11 protein-coding genes are annotated in these 13,726 nt (G+C 59.3%); 6 read left to right on the top strand and 5 right to left on the bottom strand.

The window, feature by feature from the left end; translation table 11 throughout:
- Window positions 1-226: 226 nt before the first annotated feature.
- Window positions 227-1,513, top strand: coding sequence for a sialidase family protein (locus tag SH664x_RS12205; protein ID WP_437201276.1), 1,287 nt, complete (start codon window positions 227-229; stop codon window positions 1,511-1,513).
- A 112-nt stretch (window positions 1,514-1,625) separates the two neighbouring features.
- Here the strand turns inward: SH664x_RS12205 and SH664x_RS12200 are convergent, their stop codons facing one another.
- The 3 genes from SH664x_RS12200 to SH664x_RS12190 form a co-directional block, all read right to left on the bottom strand.
- Window positions 1,626-2,198 (bottom strand): DJ-1/PfpI family protein, encoded by a 573-nt coding sequence (locus SH664x_RS12200; protein ID WP_437201275.1) that lies wholly within the window; start codon window positions 2,196-2,198, stop codon window positions 1,626-1,628.
- A 140-nt stretch (window positions 2,199-2,338) separates the two neighbouring features.
- On the bottom strand, window positions 2,339-3,907 hold the full coding sequence (locus tag SH664x_RS12195; protein WP_437201274.1) for a sulfatase-like hydrolase/transferase: 1,569 nt from the start codon (window positions 3,905-3,907) through the stop codon (window positions 2,339-2,341).
- Between the two features lie 265 nt (window positions 3,908-4,172).
- Window positions 4,173-5,000, bottom strand: a complete 828-nt coding sequence (locus SH664x_RS12190) for a hypothetical protein (protein WP_437201272.1) — start codon at window positions 4,998-5,000, stop codon at window positions 4,173-4,175.
- Between the two features lie 622 nt (window positions 5,001-5,622).
- Here SH664x_RS12190 and SH664x_RS12185 point away from each other — a divergent pair.
- Entirely contained in the window at window positions 5,623-6,198 is a 576-nt protein-coding gene (locus tag SH664x_RS12185; protein ID WP_437201271.1) for a cob(I)yrinic acid a,c-diamide adenosyltransferase, read from the top strand.
- An 89-nt stretch (window positions 6,199-6,287) separates the two neighbouring features.
- On the opposite strand, the gene SH664x_RS12180 is transcribed toward SH664x_RS12185, so the two are convergent.
- Together SH664x_RS12180 and SH664x_RS12175 are read right to left on the bottom strand one after the other, a co-directional pair.
- Entirely contained in the window at window positions 6,288-7,754 is a 1,467-nt protein-coding gene (locus SH664x_RS12180) for a metal ABC transporter permease (protein WP_437201269.1), read from the bottom strand.
- Window positions 7,751-8,551 carry a metal ABC transporter ATP-binding protein gene (locus SH664x_RS12175; protein ID WP_437201267.1) on the bottom strand — a complete coding sequence of 267 codons (801 nt, stop codon included), beginning with the start codon at window positions 8,549-8,551 and terminating at the stop codon, window positions 7,751-7,753. The genes SH664x_RS12180 and SH664x_RS12175 overlap by 4 nt, the downstream gene beginning before the upstream one ends.
- Before the next feature lie 489 nt (window positions 8,552-9,040).
- Here SH664x_RS12175 and aroF point away from each other — a divergent pair, with 489 nt between their 5' ends.
- The 4 genes from aroF (at window position 9,041) to SH664x_RS12155 (ending at window position 13,697) form a co-directional block, all read left to right on the top strand.
- Window positions 9,041-10,054, top strand: a complete 1,014-nt coding sequence (aroF, locus tag SH664x_RS12170) for a 3-deoxy-7-phosphoheptulonate synthase (RefSeq protein ID WP_437201265.1) — start codon at window positions 9,041-9,043, stop codon at window positions 10,052-10,054.
- Between the two features lie 162 nt (window positions 10,055-10,216).
- Window positions 10,217-11,485: a putative sensor domain DACNV-containing protein gene (locus SH664x_RS12165; protein ID WP_437201264.1), complete on the top strand. Its 1,269-nt coding sequence runs from the start codon at window positions 10,217-10,219 to the stop codon at window positions 11,483-11,485.
- A gap of 40 nt (window positions 11,486-11,525) precedes the next feature.
- Window positions 11,526-11,927 carry a hypothetical protein gene (locus tag SH664x_RS12160; RefSeq protein WP_437201262.1) on the top strand — a complete coding sequence of 134 codons (402 nt, stop codon included), beginning with the start codon at window positions 11,526-11,528 and terminating at the stop codon, window positions 11,925-11,927.
- A gap of 783 nt (window positions 11,928-12,710) precedes the next feature.
- Window positions 12,711-13,697, top strand: a complete 987-nt coding sequence (locus SH664x_RS12155) for a DUF1559 family PulG-like putative transporter (protein WP_437201260.1) — start codon at window positions 12,711-12,713, stop codon at window positions 13,695-13,697.
- Window positions 13,698-13,726: the final 29 nt, after the last annotated feature.

Below are 13,726 nucleotides of genomic sequence, written 5' to 3'. Positions count from 1 at the left end.
TGCTGATTGAATATTGCCCTGCGTGCACGGTAAGGTTTCAGGACGCAGAATCTCCTGCTGATGCGTGATGAGTCGGGTTCACGCCACCGCAGGAATCTGCCGAATTCTGCTTGACCGGTTCCCGCTATGCGAAGTGCTGCTGCTGATCCAGCACAGAGACGCTGCGGGAATACTGGAAAGAGCAACCTTCGCCGAGGTCCTGGTTCAGAACTGCCACGGGGGACGCATGTTGACTCGAAGGGCAATCCTGCTTTTAACGGTGTGCGCGGGGTTCTGTTGTTCGCACTGCAGCGCGGAAGGGCCGGGGCCGTCCCCTGCACTCCCGGAGCTGTTCAATCTGCCGCTGCAACCTCCCAAAATCAACTCTGCTCCAGGGCCGGAGTATGCCGACTCCCAGCGGTCGGTCAATATGGTCATTGGCATGGAGCGGACACCGAAAGGTCGTCTCTGGGCGGCGTGGGTGAGTGGGGGCGACAGCGAACTCGCGTACTTCGTCGCCGCCACGAGCGATGACAATGGAGAAACCTGGTCGGCTCCCCGGCTGGTGATCGATCCGCCGGACCATCCGAGCGGCGTGGCGTGCCGGGCGCTCGTCGGTAACTTCTGGACGGATCCGCAGGGGCGGCTCTGGCTGTTTGTCGATCAGGCTCTGGGCTACTTTGACGGCCGCGCGGGGAACTGGGCGTTTCGTTGTGACAACCCGGACGATGAGCATCCGCAGTGGTCCGAACCGGTGCGGATCTGGCACGGCTGCACTTTGAACAAGCCTGTGGTTCTGTCCAATGGGGAATGGCTGTTGCCGATTTCGCTGTGGATCCGGGAGCGGATCTCCCCCGGGAACGAGCACCGCCGTGAATCGAACAGCAAGCAGTCGGCTCCGGCTGACTTCGGCGACTATTTTCATGAACTCGATGATCAGCGGATGGCCCACCTGTTTGTCTCAACTGATCAGGGGGCAAGCTGGTCGCGGCGGGGCGGGGTCGTTTTTCCGCACTTCAATTTTGATGAACATATGGTCGTCGAGTTGAAAGATGGCCGACTCTGGATGCTGGCCAGGACACAACAGGGGATCTACGAGAGCTTTTCAAAGGATCAGGGAAAGACGTGGTCCGAGCCGGCATTCCGGTTTGAGAACATTAACGCCCGGTTCTTTCTGCGTCGGCTCCAATCAGGCAAACTGTTGCTGGTCAAGTACGGGCAGATGGACGAACGAACGGAAAAACGATCGCACCTGCGGGCGTTCCTGTCCGACGACGAGGGACAGACGTGGAAGGGAGGCCTGCTGCTGGATGAACGAGTCGGGGTCTCCTATCCCGATGGCTGCCAATCGCCCGATGGCCTGATCCGGATTGTGTACGACTACAATCGGTACAAAGAAGCCGAAATCCTGCTCGCAGCCTTCACCGAAGCGGACATTCTGGCGGGGGAATTTCAATCACCTCAGTCCCGCCAGAAAGTGTTGGTCAACAAGGCGGGCAACTTTCGGCCGGCGACGGAGCCTGTGAAAAACTGACTCTTGCAGGGGAGTCTGCGGCCTGTCATTTTCCCGTACAGAGATGCTGCCGAATCATTGAGCTGAATCGCTGCATTGACGGCCTCCAGCCAGTTCTCGGGCGGAGTTCTCCTCAGGATCTGGCCAGCTTTTCACGAGCCTCCGAAAGCAATCGGATCCACGGGCCGACGAAATGACCGCTGTCATGGTACGTCCGTCCGGAAATCAGATTTCCGTCGATAACGCAGGGCTCGTTAACGAAGATTCCGCCACAGACCTCCAGATCGAACCGACACTTCGGGACTGTCGCCATTCGGCGGCCTTTGACACAGTCCGCACGTGCCGGAATCTCCACACCGTGGCAGACACTGGCGATCGGACGATTGGAATGGAAGAAGTAACGGGTGATCTCGATGAGATGCGGATCGTCACGGATATATTCCGGAGCCCGTCCCCCGCTGAAGAAGATCCCGAGGTAATCTTCCGGAGTGATGTCGCGAAACGCGATGTCTGCCTGAATGCGGTAGCCTTCCCATTCCTTGGTAATCGTCCAGCCGGGGCGAACCTCGTGCAGCACCATCTGGTATTCCCGTTTCTCGGGAGCGGCGACCACCGGTTCAAACCCTGCTTCTTTCAGCCGGTAGAAGGGGTAGAGAGTGTCGACAGTTTCGGAAGCGTCTCCGACGATGATCAGCACGCGATTCATGGGGATGAACTTATGGAGATCCGGGGAATGATGACTGCAAAATGGTGACTGCATGTGGCCCGAGGGGCTCGATTTCCACGCCCATCGCGGAACCGGTTGATGTCCGATCAAATCCAGAACAGGGCCACTCCCATGTTGGGCTACCGCTGCTTACGAGGAGCGGTGCTTTTCTGAATTGCTTCAAGGCGGCGTTTCAGATCTTTCACCAGTTCCGGATGCTGATCTGCGACATTGTTGGTCTCACCCGGATCGGCGTCCAGATCATAGAGCTGATCGTTCGGTGAGTTTCCGGTCTCGATGCGGGTATTCCGGGTCACAGGCTGTCCCTTCGAGCTTGGAATGAACTTCCACCTGCCCACGCGGATCGTCAGGCCGCCCGAGGCTTGGCCGATGATCTCTTCGCGACCCTGTTGGGAATCGCCGAGCAGGACCGGCAGGTGATCGCGGCTGTCCCGGGATTGCGACGGATCGATCGGCTGTTGTGCCAGCGTGGCCAGAGAAGACAGCAGGTCGACCTGCGAGAACTGGGCAGCGCTCGTTCCTGTTCGCACGCGTCCGGGCCAGCTGACGATGAACGGCACTCGCGTTCCCGCTTCGAAACGACTGTACTTGCCCCCGCGGAGAATTCCTGCAGGACGATGGTCACCCAGTTTGGCGACTGCGTCATCCTGATAGCCGTCGTCCACCACGGGACCATTGTCGCTCGTGAAGATGACGAGCGTTTTGGAAGTCAGGTTCAAGCGTGCGAGTGCATTCAGCACTTCGCCGACACACCAGTCCGCCTGCACGATGGCGTCTCCGCGCGGGCCGAGCGTCGTTTTGCCGACAAACCGGGGATGGGGGACCCGCGGGACGTGCGGATCATGGAGAGCAAAATACAGGAAGAAGCGGTCTTGCTGGTGCTGCTTGAGAAACTCCACGGCTGCGGCGGTGAACGTGTCGGCCATCTCCTCATCTTTCCACAGAGCAGCGCGGCCCCCTTTCAGATAGCCGATGCGGGAGATTCCGTTCACGATCGCCATATCGTGGCCGTGGCTGGGATGCATCTTCAGCAGCTCGGGATGCGTCTTGCCGGTTGGCTCGCCGGGGAACGGAGCAGAATAGTCGACGGCAATCGGATCGGCAGGGTCCAAACCGACGATGCGGTCATTCTTCAGGTAGACACACGGCACGCGGTCCCCTGTGGCAGCCATGATGAACGCTTCATCAAAGCCAATCTGCAGGGGGCCGGGGGCAATCTTGTTGTTCCAGTCAATCTGGTCGGTTCCGAGTCCCAGATGCCATTTCCCCACCACGCCGGTCCGATATCCGGCAGACTGCAACACTGAGGGAAGAGTCGTGCTGCCCGGGGGAATGATCAGGGCTGCGTCGCCGGGCAGAACCCCTGTTCCCTGACGCCGCCAGGCGTACTCTCCGGTCATCAGAGAGTAACGGGAGGGAGTACAGGTCGCGGCGGTCGTATAGGCATTGGTAAATCGTAGGCCGGCCGCCGCGAGCCGATCTATATTGGGAGTCGGAATCCGCTGGGAACCGTACGCGCCGACATCTCCGTAGCCGAGGTCGTCGGCATTGATCAGAATGATGTTCGGCGGCGTTGGTGAAGTGGCCGCATTATTGTCTGCTGCACTCAGAAAAGTGGACTGTCCGAGCACGGCCAGCGTGATTGCCATCAGGCTCAACTGAATTGAGAACTGCCGATTTCCCTGCATGGGTGACCCCCTCCGTCAGATCAGGATTGTGAACTCCGTACTCCTTCGGAGGACTCTCGCATCTGCAGCCCGATTCGTCCAGCAAACCGACGAAATCCAGAGCAGATTGATCTTTCCTGCTCTCGCTCTGCCACGAATCCGGCACACCTCGACGTCGGGCGAACGTGCACGGGGCCACCGCAATGCTCAAAGCCTGATCGTCGCGTGACGATCAGGCTTCAAGAGGGAACGATCCACGGTGAGCTGTCAGTCGCTTGACACTTGCTTACCAGACGAACGGAACGGAATGCGGCGGGTCGACTGGTCGCAGTGGTGGATCCGGGACGATCGGTCGCGGTCCGGCGTATCCGTAGTAAGCATTGCGGCCATAGACCGAAACCGTTGATCCAGGGACGATCACCGGTGAGGAATAGGCTCCGGGGTACGGAGTCACAAACGGTGCTGAGGTGCTTCCGGAACCCTCATTGGGAAGTACGGACTGCGGCAGACAATCTCCCTGCGGACAGGGGAGTTCGGGAGCTGGCAGCGGAATGGTTCCACAACCGTCCGGGCAACCGGGGGTGATCACCGGTCCGGGGAACGGCGGCAGACAGGGAAGACCGTCGCACGGAAGAGGAACCACGGGAGCGACCGCGGGAGGTGTGCAGATCATCGGAGCGGCGATTGGTTCACACACACGTTCCGTCTCGCGGCATTGGAAGTCTGCCTCGGTGTATTTTTCGCGGTGGTCTTCATCGAGAAAACCGGAACCGGCGGTCCAGGACTTGTAGTGGCCGCGTCGACCACCGCCATGCATGCCGCCGTAGTAGTACGATTGATCGAGCTTCGAAAACGCGTTGGCGATATCGGTGAACTCGTTGCTCACGGCGTCTCGCGCGCCGACGAATGCAGTGACTCCACCCAGTGCCACCACCGAGCCGACGAGCACCATTTCTGAACTCAAGACAAATCCTGCTTCATCAGCCTGCAAGGCTGCGATGAGCTGTTTCATGGCTGTACTCCGCGCATGCACATTCAGCCGCACGAGGGCAGACAGAGATCCTCGCGACACCAGCAGCCAGCCGTTGCAGCGGCGCCCCTTCCTCGCGGACATGCCAGACATTCCGGTTGACGCCAACCGGCGCGTGGAAGGGGGAAGTTGCTGGAGTCGCGAGGCTCCGGGCGAATTGCTTCGCCGTGGGCGATGTCTCAGGTCGCCACACACGCTCTCGCTGAATCCGGGAGGATTCGTTCCGCCCGGACGCTTCGTCTCATGCGTTTCCTTTTGAAATTGACGTCTACCCGGTGGGTCGCATAATCCGTGCAACCACTACATTCCCGAGAATTGGTGCAATTCGCAGAATTCATACCACCGGAATAATCGTTACAGTTTGACATTTTGGGGTGTGCAGATCGGAAGCAAGGACGAGATCAGAAGTTGCGTTCCGGGATCGTCATCTCGATCTTTGCTGATTGTGTCGATTGTAGCGATTGTGGTGATTTTAACGGCGAGCGCATTGTTCAGGTGGGTGTTCACAGATTGAAACAAGGCGCCGAATCCAGTCTGATTGCGACTTGGCCGTGCTGGAGTTTTGCGCGGTCTGTTCCCGTTGGCCTGCACGTCATCAAGTGAGGCAGGGTGTTCCAGAAGCGCGTGTTCAGCCCGGCGGACGGGATGTGGGAACGCAAAAGAATTTGCAAAGCAGACTCGCTGCGTCTGAGCAGGAATCGTGGAAATGGTTTATCTGAATCGCATCTATACGCGCAGTGGCGACGCTGGGGAGACATCCCTGGGCAACGGCGACCGGGTTCCGAAGACTCATCCCCGCATTGCAGCCTATGGAGATGTGGATGAACTCAACGCGTCGCTGGGCGTGGCGATCGCTCTGGGAAATCTGGATGACGCCGCTGTGACCCGTTTGCGTGAGATTCAGAATGACCTGTTCGACGTCGGCGCCGATCTCTGTGTGCCGGAGTCCGCTGAGGAGACCGCATTCCCTCCACTCCGAGTGCAGCCTGCTCAACCATTCAAGCTGGAACGCTGGATTGATGTGGATGTGGAACAGTTACAGCCGCTGAACAGCTTCATCCTCCCCGGTGGAACCGCCGGGGCTGCACTGCTTCATCAGTCCCGGACAATCTGTCGACGGGCGGAAATCAGCGTGTTGAAGCTGGTTGAGCAGGAGCCGGTCAACCAGCATGTTGCCATTTACCTCAACCGGCTGTCGGATCTGCTCTTCGTGATGGCCCGGATGGCAAATGACGGGGGGAGAAGTGAGATTCTCTGGACCCCCGGAAGCGGTCGGTCGTGACGATGCTCCGGTCTGAGGGCGTTGTGAACTGAAGTCGGAAGGGTTTCCTGCGGACGGGGGAGCAGCGGGGCGTTCCGAAGTCTTCCCGTTCAGGATGCGTTCGGCGTCCCGGGGAGTGTGTGGGGGCTGGCGGGCATGCTCTGATTTGCGGTGCCGCTGAGACGCCGTTCCAATTCTCGGACCAGGTCATGGCCGAGAACATGCTCGATCCGGTCCGCGTCGGTGTCGACATGGCTGGGAGCCACATCGGCGTAGGTCATCAGATAGATTTCCCACAGGCGATGGTTTCGCACCGCTCGTCGGGCGAGCGCAGCCCCATCGGCAGTCGGGCTGTATGACGCATCGGGATGAATTTCAATCAGGTCATCGTGCAGGGCCTGTGTCAGCAGACGTTGCAGACGGGCAGGACTCCAGCTTCTCAACGGGAGCAGTTCGGAGCGGGTGATGCGGGCCTGCATCAGCCGGGCTTCGGAAATATCGTCGTCCGGGCCGCTCGCTTCGATCGATTCATAGATCGCCCGGAGCAGGTCATGACGACCCACCCGTCGTTGCAGCCGCCGCTGTTCCAGCCACCTCCAGATGAGGCCCCGCTTCTCGCCGAACAACAGACTGACAAGAAACAGTCCGCTCCCGCTGAGGACGATCACCGCCCCGGCCGCGATCCGCGGATACAGGGCGCTGAGCAGGCTGCCGATCAATGCGGCGAGTGCTCCGAGAACCGCTGCAATCAGCGTGAGTCGATAGAGATCATCGGTCCAGAATCGCGCGGAGGCAGCGGGAATGATCAGAATGGCCACCACCAGAATCAGGCCGACCGTCTGCATGCCGACGATCGTGACGCCGACGACCAATCCCGTCAGCAAGGAGTCGAGCCAGAAGACAGGCCAGCCGGACGCGGAAGCGTAGTCGCTGTCGAAGCAGAGGAGTGCGAGCTCTTTGAAGAGCATGAGCGTGATCAGCGACAGCCCCGCGGCCACGCCGGCGAAGACCCAGACATCCGCCGCCACCAGTGATGCGGTTTTCCCGTTCAGGTAGTCCTGGAGCCCTGCAGCACTCGCGGTGGGGAGTTGTTGAACAATGGTCAGCAACGCCGCTCCGAGGCCATAAAACAGGCTGAGGACAATCGCGAGGGCGGCATCGGACTTGATGCGTGAAAAGCGGTCAATGGCCATCACGCACAGGGCGCCGACCAGCCCCGCGAGAAAGGCGCCGGCGATCAGCAACGGGGAATTCTTGGCGGAGCCGGGGGCCTGTACCTGGGAGATGATAAAGGCAATGGCGATTCCCGGCAGGGCGGAATGTCCCACGACATCGCCGATGAGGGAACGCTTGCGCAGCAGCATGAATACCCCGACGAGCCCACCACAGATGCCCAGCAGAGTGGTCCCTACGAGAACCACGCTCGTGTTGTAATCCTGAAAGCGGACGATCCGGAGCAACTGCTCCCAGTGGGGAGTGGCTCGCAGGTCGAACACCAGCACCAGCAGTGCGAGGATGATGCAACTGCCGAAGACAGTGACGACGCTTCTGATCGACGATGGCGAAGTCGGCTTCATTGACCTGCGATCCGCGAGCCGACCTGATCCAGCAGCGACAGTTTTCCCCCGTAGGTCCGCCGCAGGTTTTCGGCGGTAAACGCTGTCTTCACGGACCCGGAGGCGACCAGCCGCATATTCAGCAGCAGCACATCATCAAAATATTCAGCCACAGTCTGCAGGTCGTGGTGCACGACCAGCGCTGTTTTTCCCTGTGATCGGAGTTCCTGCAGGATGGAGACAATCGCCCGTTCGGTCGCGGCATCGACCCCTGCAAAAGGCTCATCCATCAGGTAAAGGTCGGCGTTCTGCGCCAGGGCCCGCGCGAGAAAAATTCTCTGCTGCTGGCCTCCGGAGAGCTGGCGGATCTGGCGATGGGCATAGTCCGCCATGCCGACCCGCTGGAGCGCCTGCAAGGCCTGTTCGCGATACGCCCGGGTGACGGGACGAAACCAGCCGATCTGGCGATACAGTCCCATCGCGGCGACATCCAACGCATTGACCGGAAAATCCCAGTCGACACTTGTGCGCTGGGGGACATAGGCCACGCGGTCTCGTACTTTTTCGTAGTTCTGACCGAAGAACTGCACCGATCCCGATGCTTTCGGCACAAGGTTCAGTGTCGCCTTGATCAGCGTACTTTTGCCGGCTCCGTTCGGACCGATCACCGCAACCAGCTTTCCGGCCGGAGTTTCATAGTCCACATCCCAGATCACCGGCCGCCGCTGGTACGCCACGGTCATATCGTGAATCGACAGCGGAGACAGGCTGGAATGTTCGTTCGCCGGATCGGTGGCAGATTGCGAGGTCAGGGGCATGGCGCGCTATCGTAAATGATCCCAGGATCCGATTGAAGCCTGGCTGTAGCGTACGCTACTTCTTTCGTTTTCACAGCCGGAGCCCCCGACCGCCTTCAGGACCGGCGTGAACCAGGAAATCTTGCTGATTCGGTACGGCAGCTCGCCCCCTTTGTCTTGACGCCTGACAGGAGGCGATTTAGCATCGGGCGAGTTGACTGACTGGATCAGGAATGAATTGCTCGAAAATCCAATTGGATCTCGCGACCGCCGAAACGGCGGGATCGGGTCGTTATTGGTTTTTCTATTGGTTTACCAGCCGGGATTTCCGGGCGAGGTAGAACGTTCATTCCCCGATAATGACATTCGCCGGCCCTGAAATCCCCGTGGATTTCAGGGCTGTTTTCATTTGGCAACGTTCCCTGTCCGAAACTCCGGACGGGGTGACCTGCCGCAGCCGGTCTCTGGACTCTAACGAACAGCAGCCATTATTCGATTGCGGAGAGCGTCATGATTGTCGTCCTGAAACGGGGAGCGTCGGAACAGGTTGTCCGGCAGATGGTGGAACGTGTGGAGCAGATGGGACTGAAGGCCCATGTGATCTACGGGACCGAGCGGACCGTCATCGCCGCTGTCGGCGATAAGCGAAATAACGAGCGCGAGACGCTCGAATCGTACGAAGACGTCGAGAAAGTGGTCCCGATTCTCGCCCCGTACAAGGTCGCCAGCGTCGAGACCAAGCCGGAACCGACGGTCGTCAAGGTGCTGGATCTGGTGCTCGGCGGCGGCAATGTCGGTGTCATCGCTGGTCCCTGTTCGGTCGAAAGCGAAGCTCAGATCATGGAATCGGCCCGGCAGGTGAAGGCCGCCGGTGCCAAGGGGCTGCGGGGCGGAGCATTCAAACCCCGCACCAGCCCGTACGCTTTCCAGGGATTGAAGGAAGAAGGCTTGAAGCTGCTGGCTGCGGCTCGCGCTGAAACCGGACTGGCGGTCGTCACCGAAGTCATGACCCCTCACCATGTCGAGCTGGTCGCCAACTATGCGGACGTGCTGCAGATCGGTGCCCGCAACATGCAGAATTACCATCTGCTGCAGGCGGTCGGTGAAGTCCGCAAGCCGGTGCTGCTGAAACGCGGCCCCTCGGCGACGATGGAAGAATTCCTGCTGGCGGCCGAATACATTCTCGATCAGGGAAATCAGGAAGTGATTCTCTGTGAACGGGGAATCCGCACTTTCGAAACCCACACGCGATTCACGCTGCCGCTGGCGAGCATTCCCTACCTGCGCGAACGGACTCACCTGCCGATCGTGATCGATCCCAGTCACGGAACCGGAATCGCCTCGCTGGTCGCGCCGATGTGCGCGGCGGCGGTGGCTGCTGGGACCGACGGGTTGATCATCGAAGTGCATCCTGATCCGCGCAAGGCCATGAGCGACGGGGCGCAATCGCTCTCTCCGGAAGCGTTCGAGCAGGCGATGCAGTTGAGCCGGAAAGTCGCCGTCGGTCTGGGCAAGACGATGTGATGCGGTCCCGGTTCGACCACCGTTCCCAAGGGATCCAGGTGAGGACGATCAACAACCGTTGATCAACACCGTGGATCCCTGTTTTTTGGCGCGGTGCCGTGCGGGATCGCGGGGGCTGCATTATGCTCGTGGCTCGTCCATGTTCACAGGAGCCCGCAGCAGTTGTCCCCTTCCCGCTCAATTTATCCGGATGAACTTTCCCGGGGCGTCCGCGTCCAGTGGCAGTCCGCCGGCCATGACCTCTCCCTGCTGCCGCCGGAAGTGGAATTGGGACAGCTTTTTGACGCCGCCTATCAGGCCAGCCTGCTGAAAGAGGAAGGGGAAAATGTCCGCTGCCGCATCGCGGTGGCCAGTTATGCCGACTTTCATTCTCCCGGCGGGCCGCAACCATTATCGACGCTGGTCTTTCGCGAGAAACCGGTTGCCACGGCCCATGAGATCCGGAAGCTGGCCTCCGCTGCCGGTTTCTACCGATCACTGCTGGCGGTGGAATGGGATAACGATGGCCTCCCCCGGATCTGGGGGGTGATCAACACCGGCACGCGCTGGGTCAATCGCGTGGATGGAGGGCGAATGCATGAATCGCCGCTGCCGGACAATCTCGTTGTTCAGATTCGGAACCCCGGACATCTGGTGATTGCCAGCGGGGACCAGCGGGTCCTGGAAACCTCCGGGGGAATTCTGCTGACCGATGGATTCGACCCCTTTTACAGTCAGTGGCTGCCGGAGCGGTTTCGTTCGTTCCGGACATCGATGCTCAACTCCCTGCCCGCTTCCGGTCAAGGCGATACTTCGACACGCATCTGCGATTCCTTTCTTCGAAGTGCAGCACAGAGTGTGATTCGCCGGGTGATTGGTCTGGTCCGCACGCGGGGGCATGGGGGCATTCTGGTCTACATCGGCGATCAGGGAATGGAAGAGATGATCTCCCACTGGTTCCGTTTCCGGATTCTGTTTCAGCAGGGGCCGGGAACCTGGCGCTACCGCGATCTGATCCAGCGGCTCATGAAGCGATTGCTGGAAATCGGGCGGGACACGGGAATGGCGCTCGTCACCTGGCGGGATTACCAGCAGATGTTCGATCATGCCTTGCAGGATCTCGATGATGCCCTGGTCGAGTTCGCCCATCTGCTCGCCGACTTCATGAGTGTCGATGGGGCCCTGGTCATGGATCGTGAATTTCGGGTGATCGGCTTCGGTGCGGAAATCCTCGGGAACTCTCATGTCTCTGTGATTCAACGGGCGTTGGATCTAGAGGCGAACCAGACTATTACAGAGCGGGCGGATACCTCGGGAACGCGTCACCGCGCTGCGTATCGACTGGTGAGCGGCGTACAGGATGTCATCGCGCTGGTTGTCTCTCAAGATGGGGCAGTCCGCTTTGTTGCCCATCACAAGAATCAGTTGACCTACTGGCCTTACGTCCCTTGAGTGGATCGTTCTGAAATCACCTCGAATCCGGAGCGCTCACATGCAGACTTCGAGTCGCAATTTGGGCGGATGGGGCCTGCTTCTATCAGCGTTGGCGTTCGTCGTCCTGCTTTTTCTCGGAGTCCGTTTTCGGTCTCATCTGGTGTGGAAGTATTCGATCTGGAAAGATCCGGCAGCCGTCTCCAGGCCTACGCCTGATCGTCCACTCTCCAGTAGGGAAATTCCACAGGATTGGGGCATTCATCCAGCGGGCCCGATTGTGATTCGACTTCCTCCCGATCTTGTCAGGCGCGCGGCCGTTGGCAATCTGACCCGGTTCACTGGCAAAGAGATCGACGAAGTGATCAACGCCAGCGACTCAACGAGCGAGACGGATGAGATCCTGGATCCATGGCTCGTGTTCATCCCCAGCGTCTTCGCTTTGCCAGCTTACCCGCTCTGAAAAGAGCATGGGGACCGCTGACCACTCAGGACTTCCGCTGGACGATGTCTAGCGAGGAGATCCTCTGGCTGTCTGTCTGTTTGTTTGGCCTTGAAGAAAGGAACTTCTTACGAATGGACGGAGAGCACCGACCGTCCGGATCTCGACGCAATTCTGCAGATCAACCCCTCGGACGCCTGCCTGACTTGGGAGCTGGCACAGAAAACCGGAGCTGGCCACATTCACTTCCGTGTCGGTCCAGACCAATCGGGGAAGCGATTGGATCTGGATCTGGTCCGTCAGATTTGTCGTAGCGTTGCGCCACACGGGGGCAACCCCGCCAGCGCCGGGCAAGTCGAGCAGTCCCCGACTCCGAAACGCGAACCAGACAACCCGCAGCGGAATGACCGCTAGAGTGACGGGCCTGCGGTGCCTGTGTAGAACGCTTCTCCATTGCTTCAGCGCACAGTTCTGCGAGGCGAATACGGGATACGCCAAGGCGAAATGGTGGAGATCGCTTCGCAGTGGTTCTCTGAATCGTGAAAAGAAAGATCGTTCAGGTTGCGTTTCTAACGCTCGGGCAAAGAAGTTCACTTGAAATTGCTCCGGGCGATTCAGACTGTGACATTTCTGATCGTGTTCAGCCCGTTCGGCGCCGGATGAAATCATAGCAATGTCCCAGCGAGCGGGCTAAAATGGGCTCTGCTTGCAATGACTCCGCCCCCAGCTCCTTCTTCAGGCTGCCAGGCTCCCGCAGAGGTCAGTTGCATTGTGCTTCACCGGACTTCTCGCAAGACATCTCCCATGCATCGCCGTCTGTCGGGCTTTACGCTCATCGAACTGCTGGTCGTGATTGCCATTATTGCCGTGTTAATTGCTTTGCTGCTGCCGGCCGTTCAACAGGCGCGGGAGGCTGCCCGACGAAGCCAGTGTAAAAACAACCTCAAGCAGCTCGGTTTAGCCATGCACAACTATGCTGACACTTATGGGATGTTTCCTGTTCCCGATATCGGAATCACATTCGCCGCGCGCACACCGACCCACTGGGACATGAGCTGGGGAATCTCAATTTTGCCGCAGCTGGATCAGGCGCCGATTTTCAACAAGTTTGATCAGAACGCCCCCAATGGCGTTTCCGACATCGCGAATCAGCCTGTCGTCTCCATGACCCTGCCAGTTTACATCTGCCCGACGACTCCCCGCAGCGGTCCGATTCAGGGGATCATCGAAGTCCAGGATCCGATCGCTTCGGCGACAGTCAATCCAAACTTTACCGCCGGAGCTTCCGATTACTTCATTCCGCGGAGCTTTCAGGATTCCGGTTTCACTCCTTCCGAAGTGTTCGGGGCATTCTGCTACGCCACTGCTGCCGGGACACTGGATACAAAACGGGGGGGAGGCCGCATTCGGGATATTACCGATGGACTCTCCAATACCATGCTGATCCTGGAGCGGGCAGGCTTCCCGGACCTGAAGAAACGGGGGAACATCACCAAAGATCCTTCCGCATCGACGTATCCGGCGGTCGTCGAAAAACACTTTAACGGGTGGTGGGCCTCAACGCAGAACGACCGGATTCGCGCCTGGAATTCCGAAGGCACGACCTACGGCTCAGGGCCTTGCGTGGTCAACTGCTCGAACGACTGGGGAGGCGCCTATTCGTTCCATACCGGTGGAATGCAGGTTCTGCTCGGAGACGGCGCTGTCTGCTTTCTCAGCGAAAATCTGGATAAGCGGACCTTTCGCGGCTTGATCGGAAAAGAAGACAACGACGTGCTGGGTGAGTTCTAAGAGTTCCGGAGCGCCAGTCCCTCAACTCT

Origin of the sequence: Planctomicrobium aquicomposti (genome assembly GCF_051466325.1) — a bacterium.
Lineage (GTDB): Bacteria > Planctomycetota > Planctomycetia > Planctomycetales > Planctomycetaceae > Planctomicrobium.
This window is presented reverse-complemented; position numbering and strand designations above follow the sequence as displayed.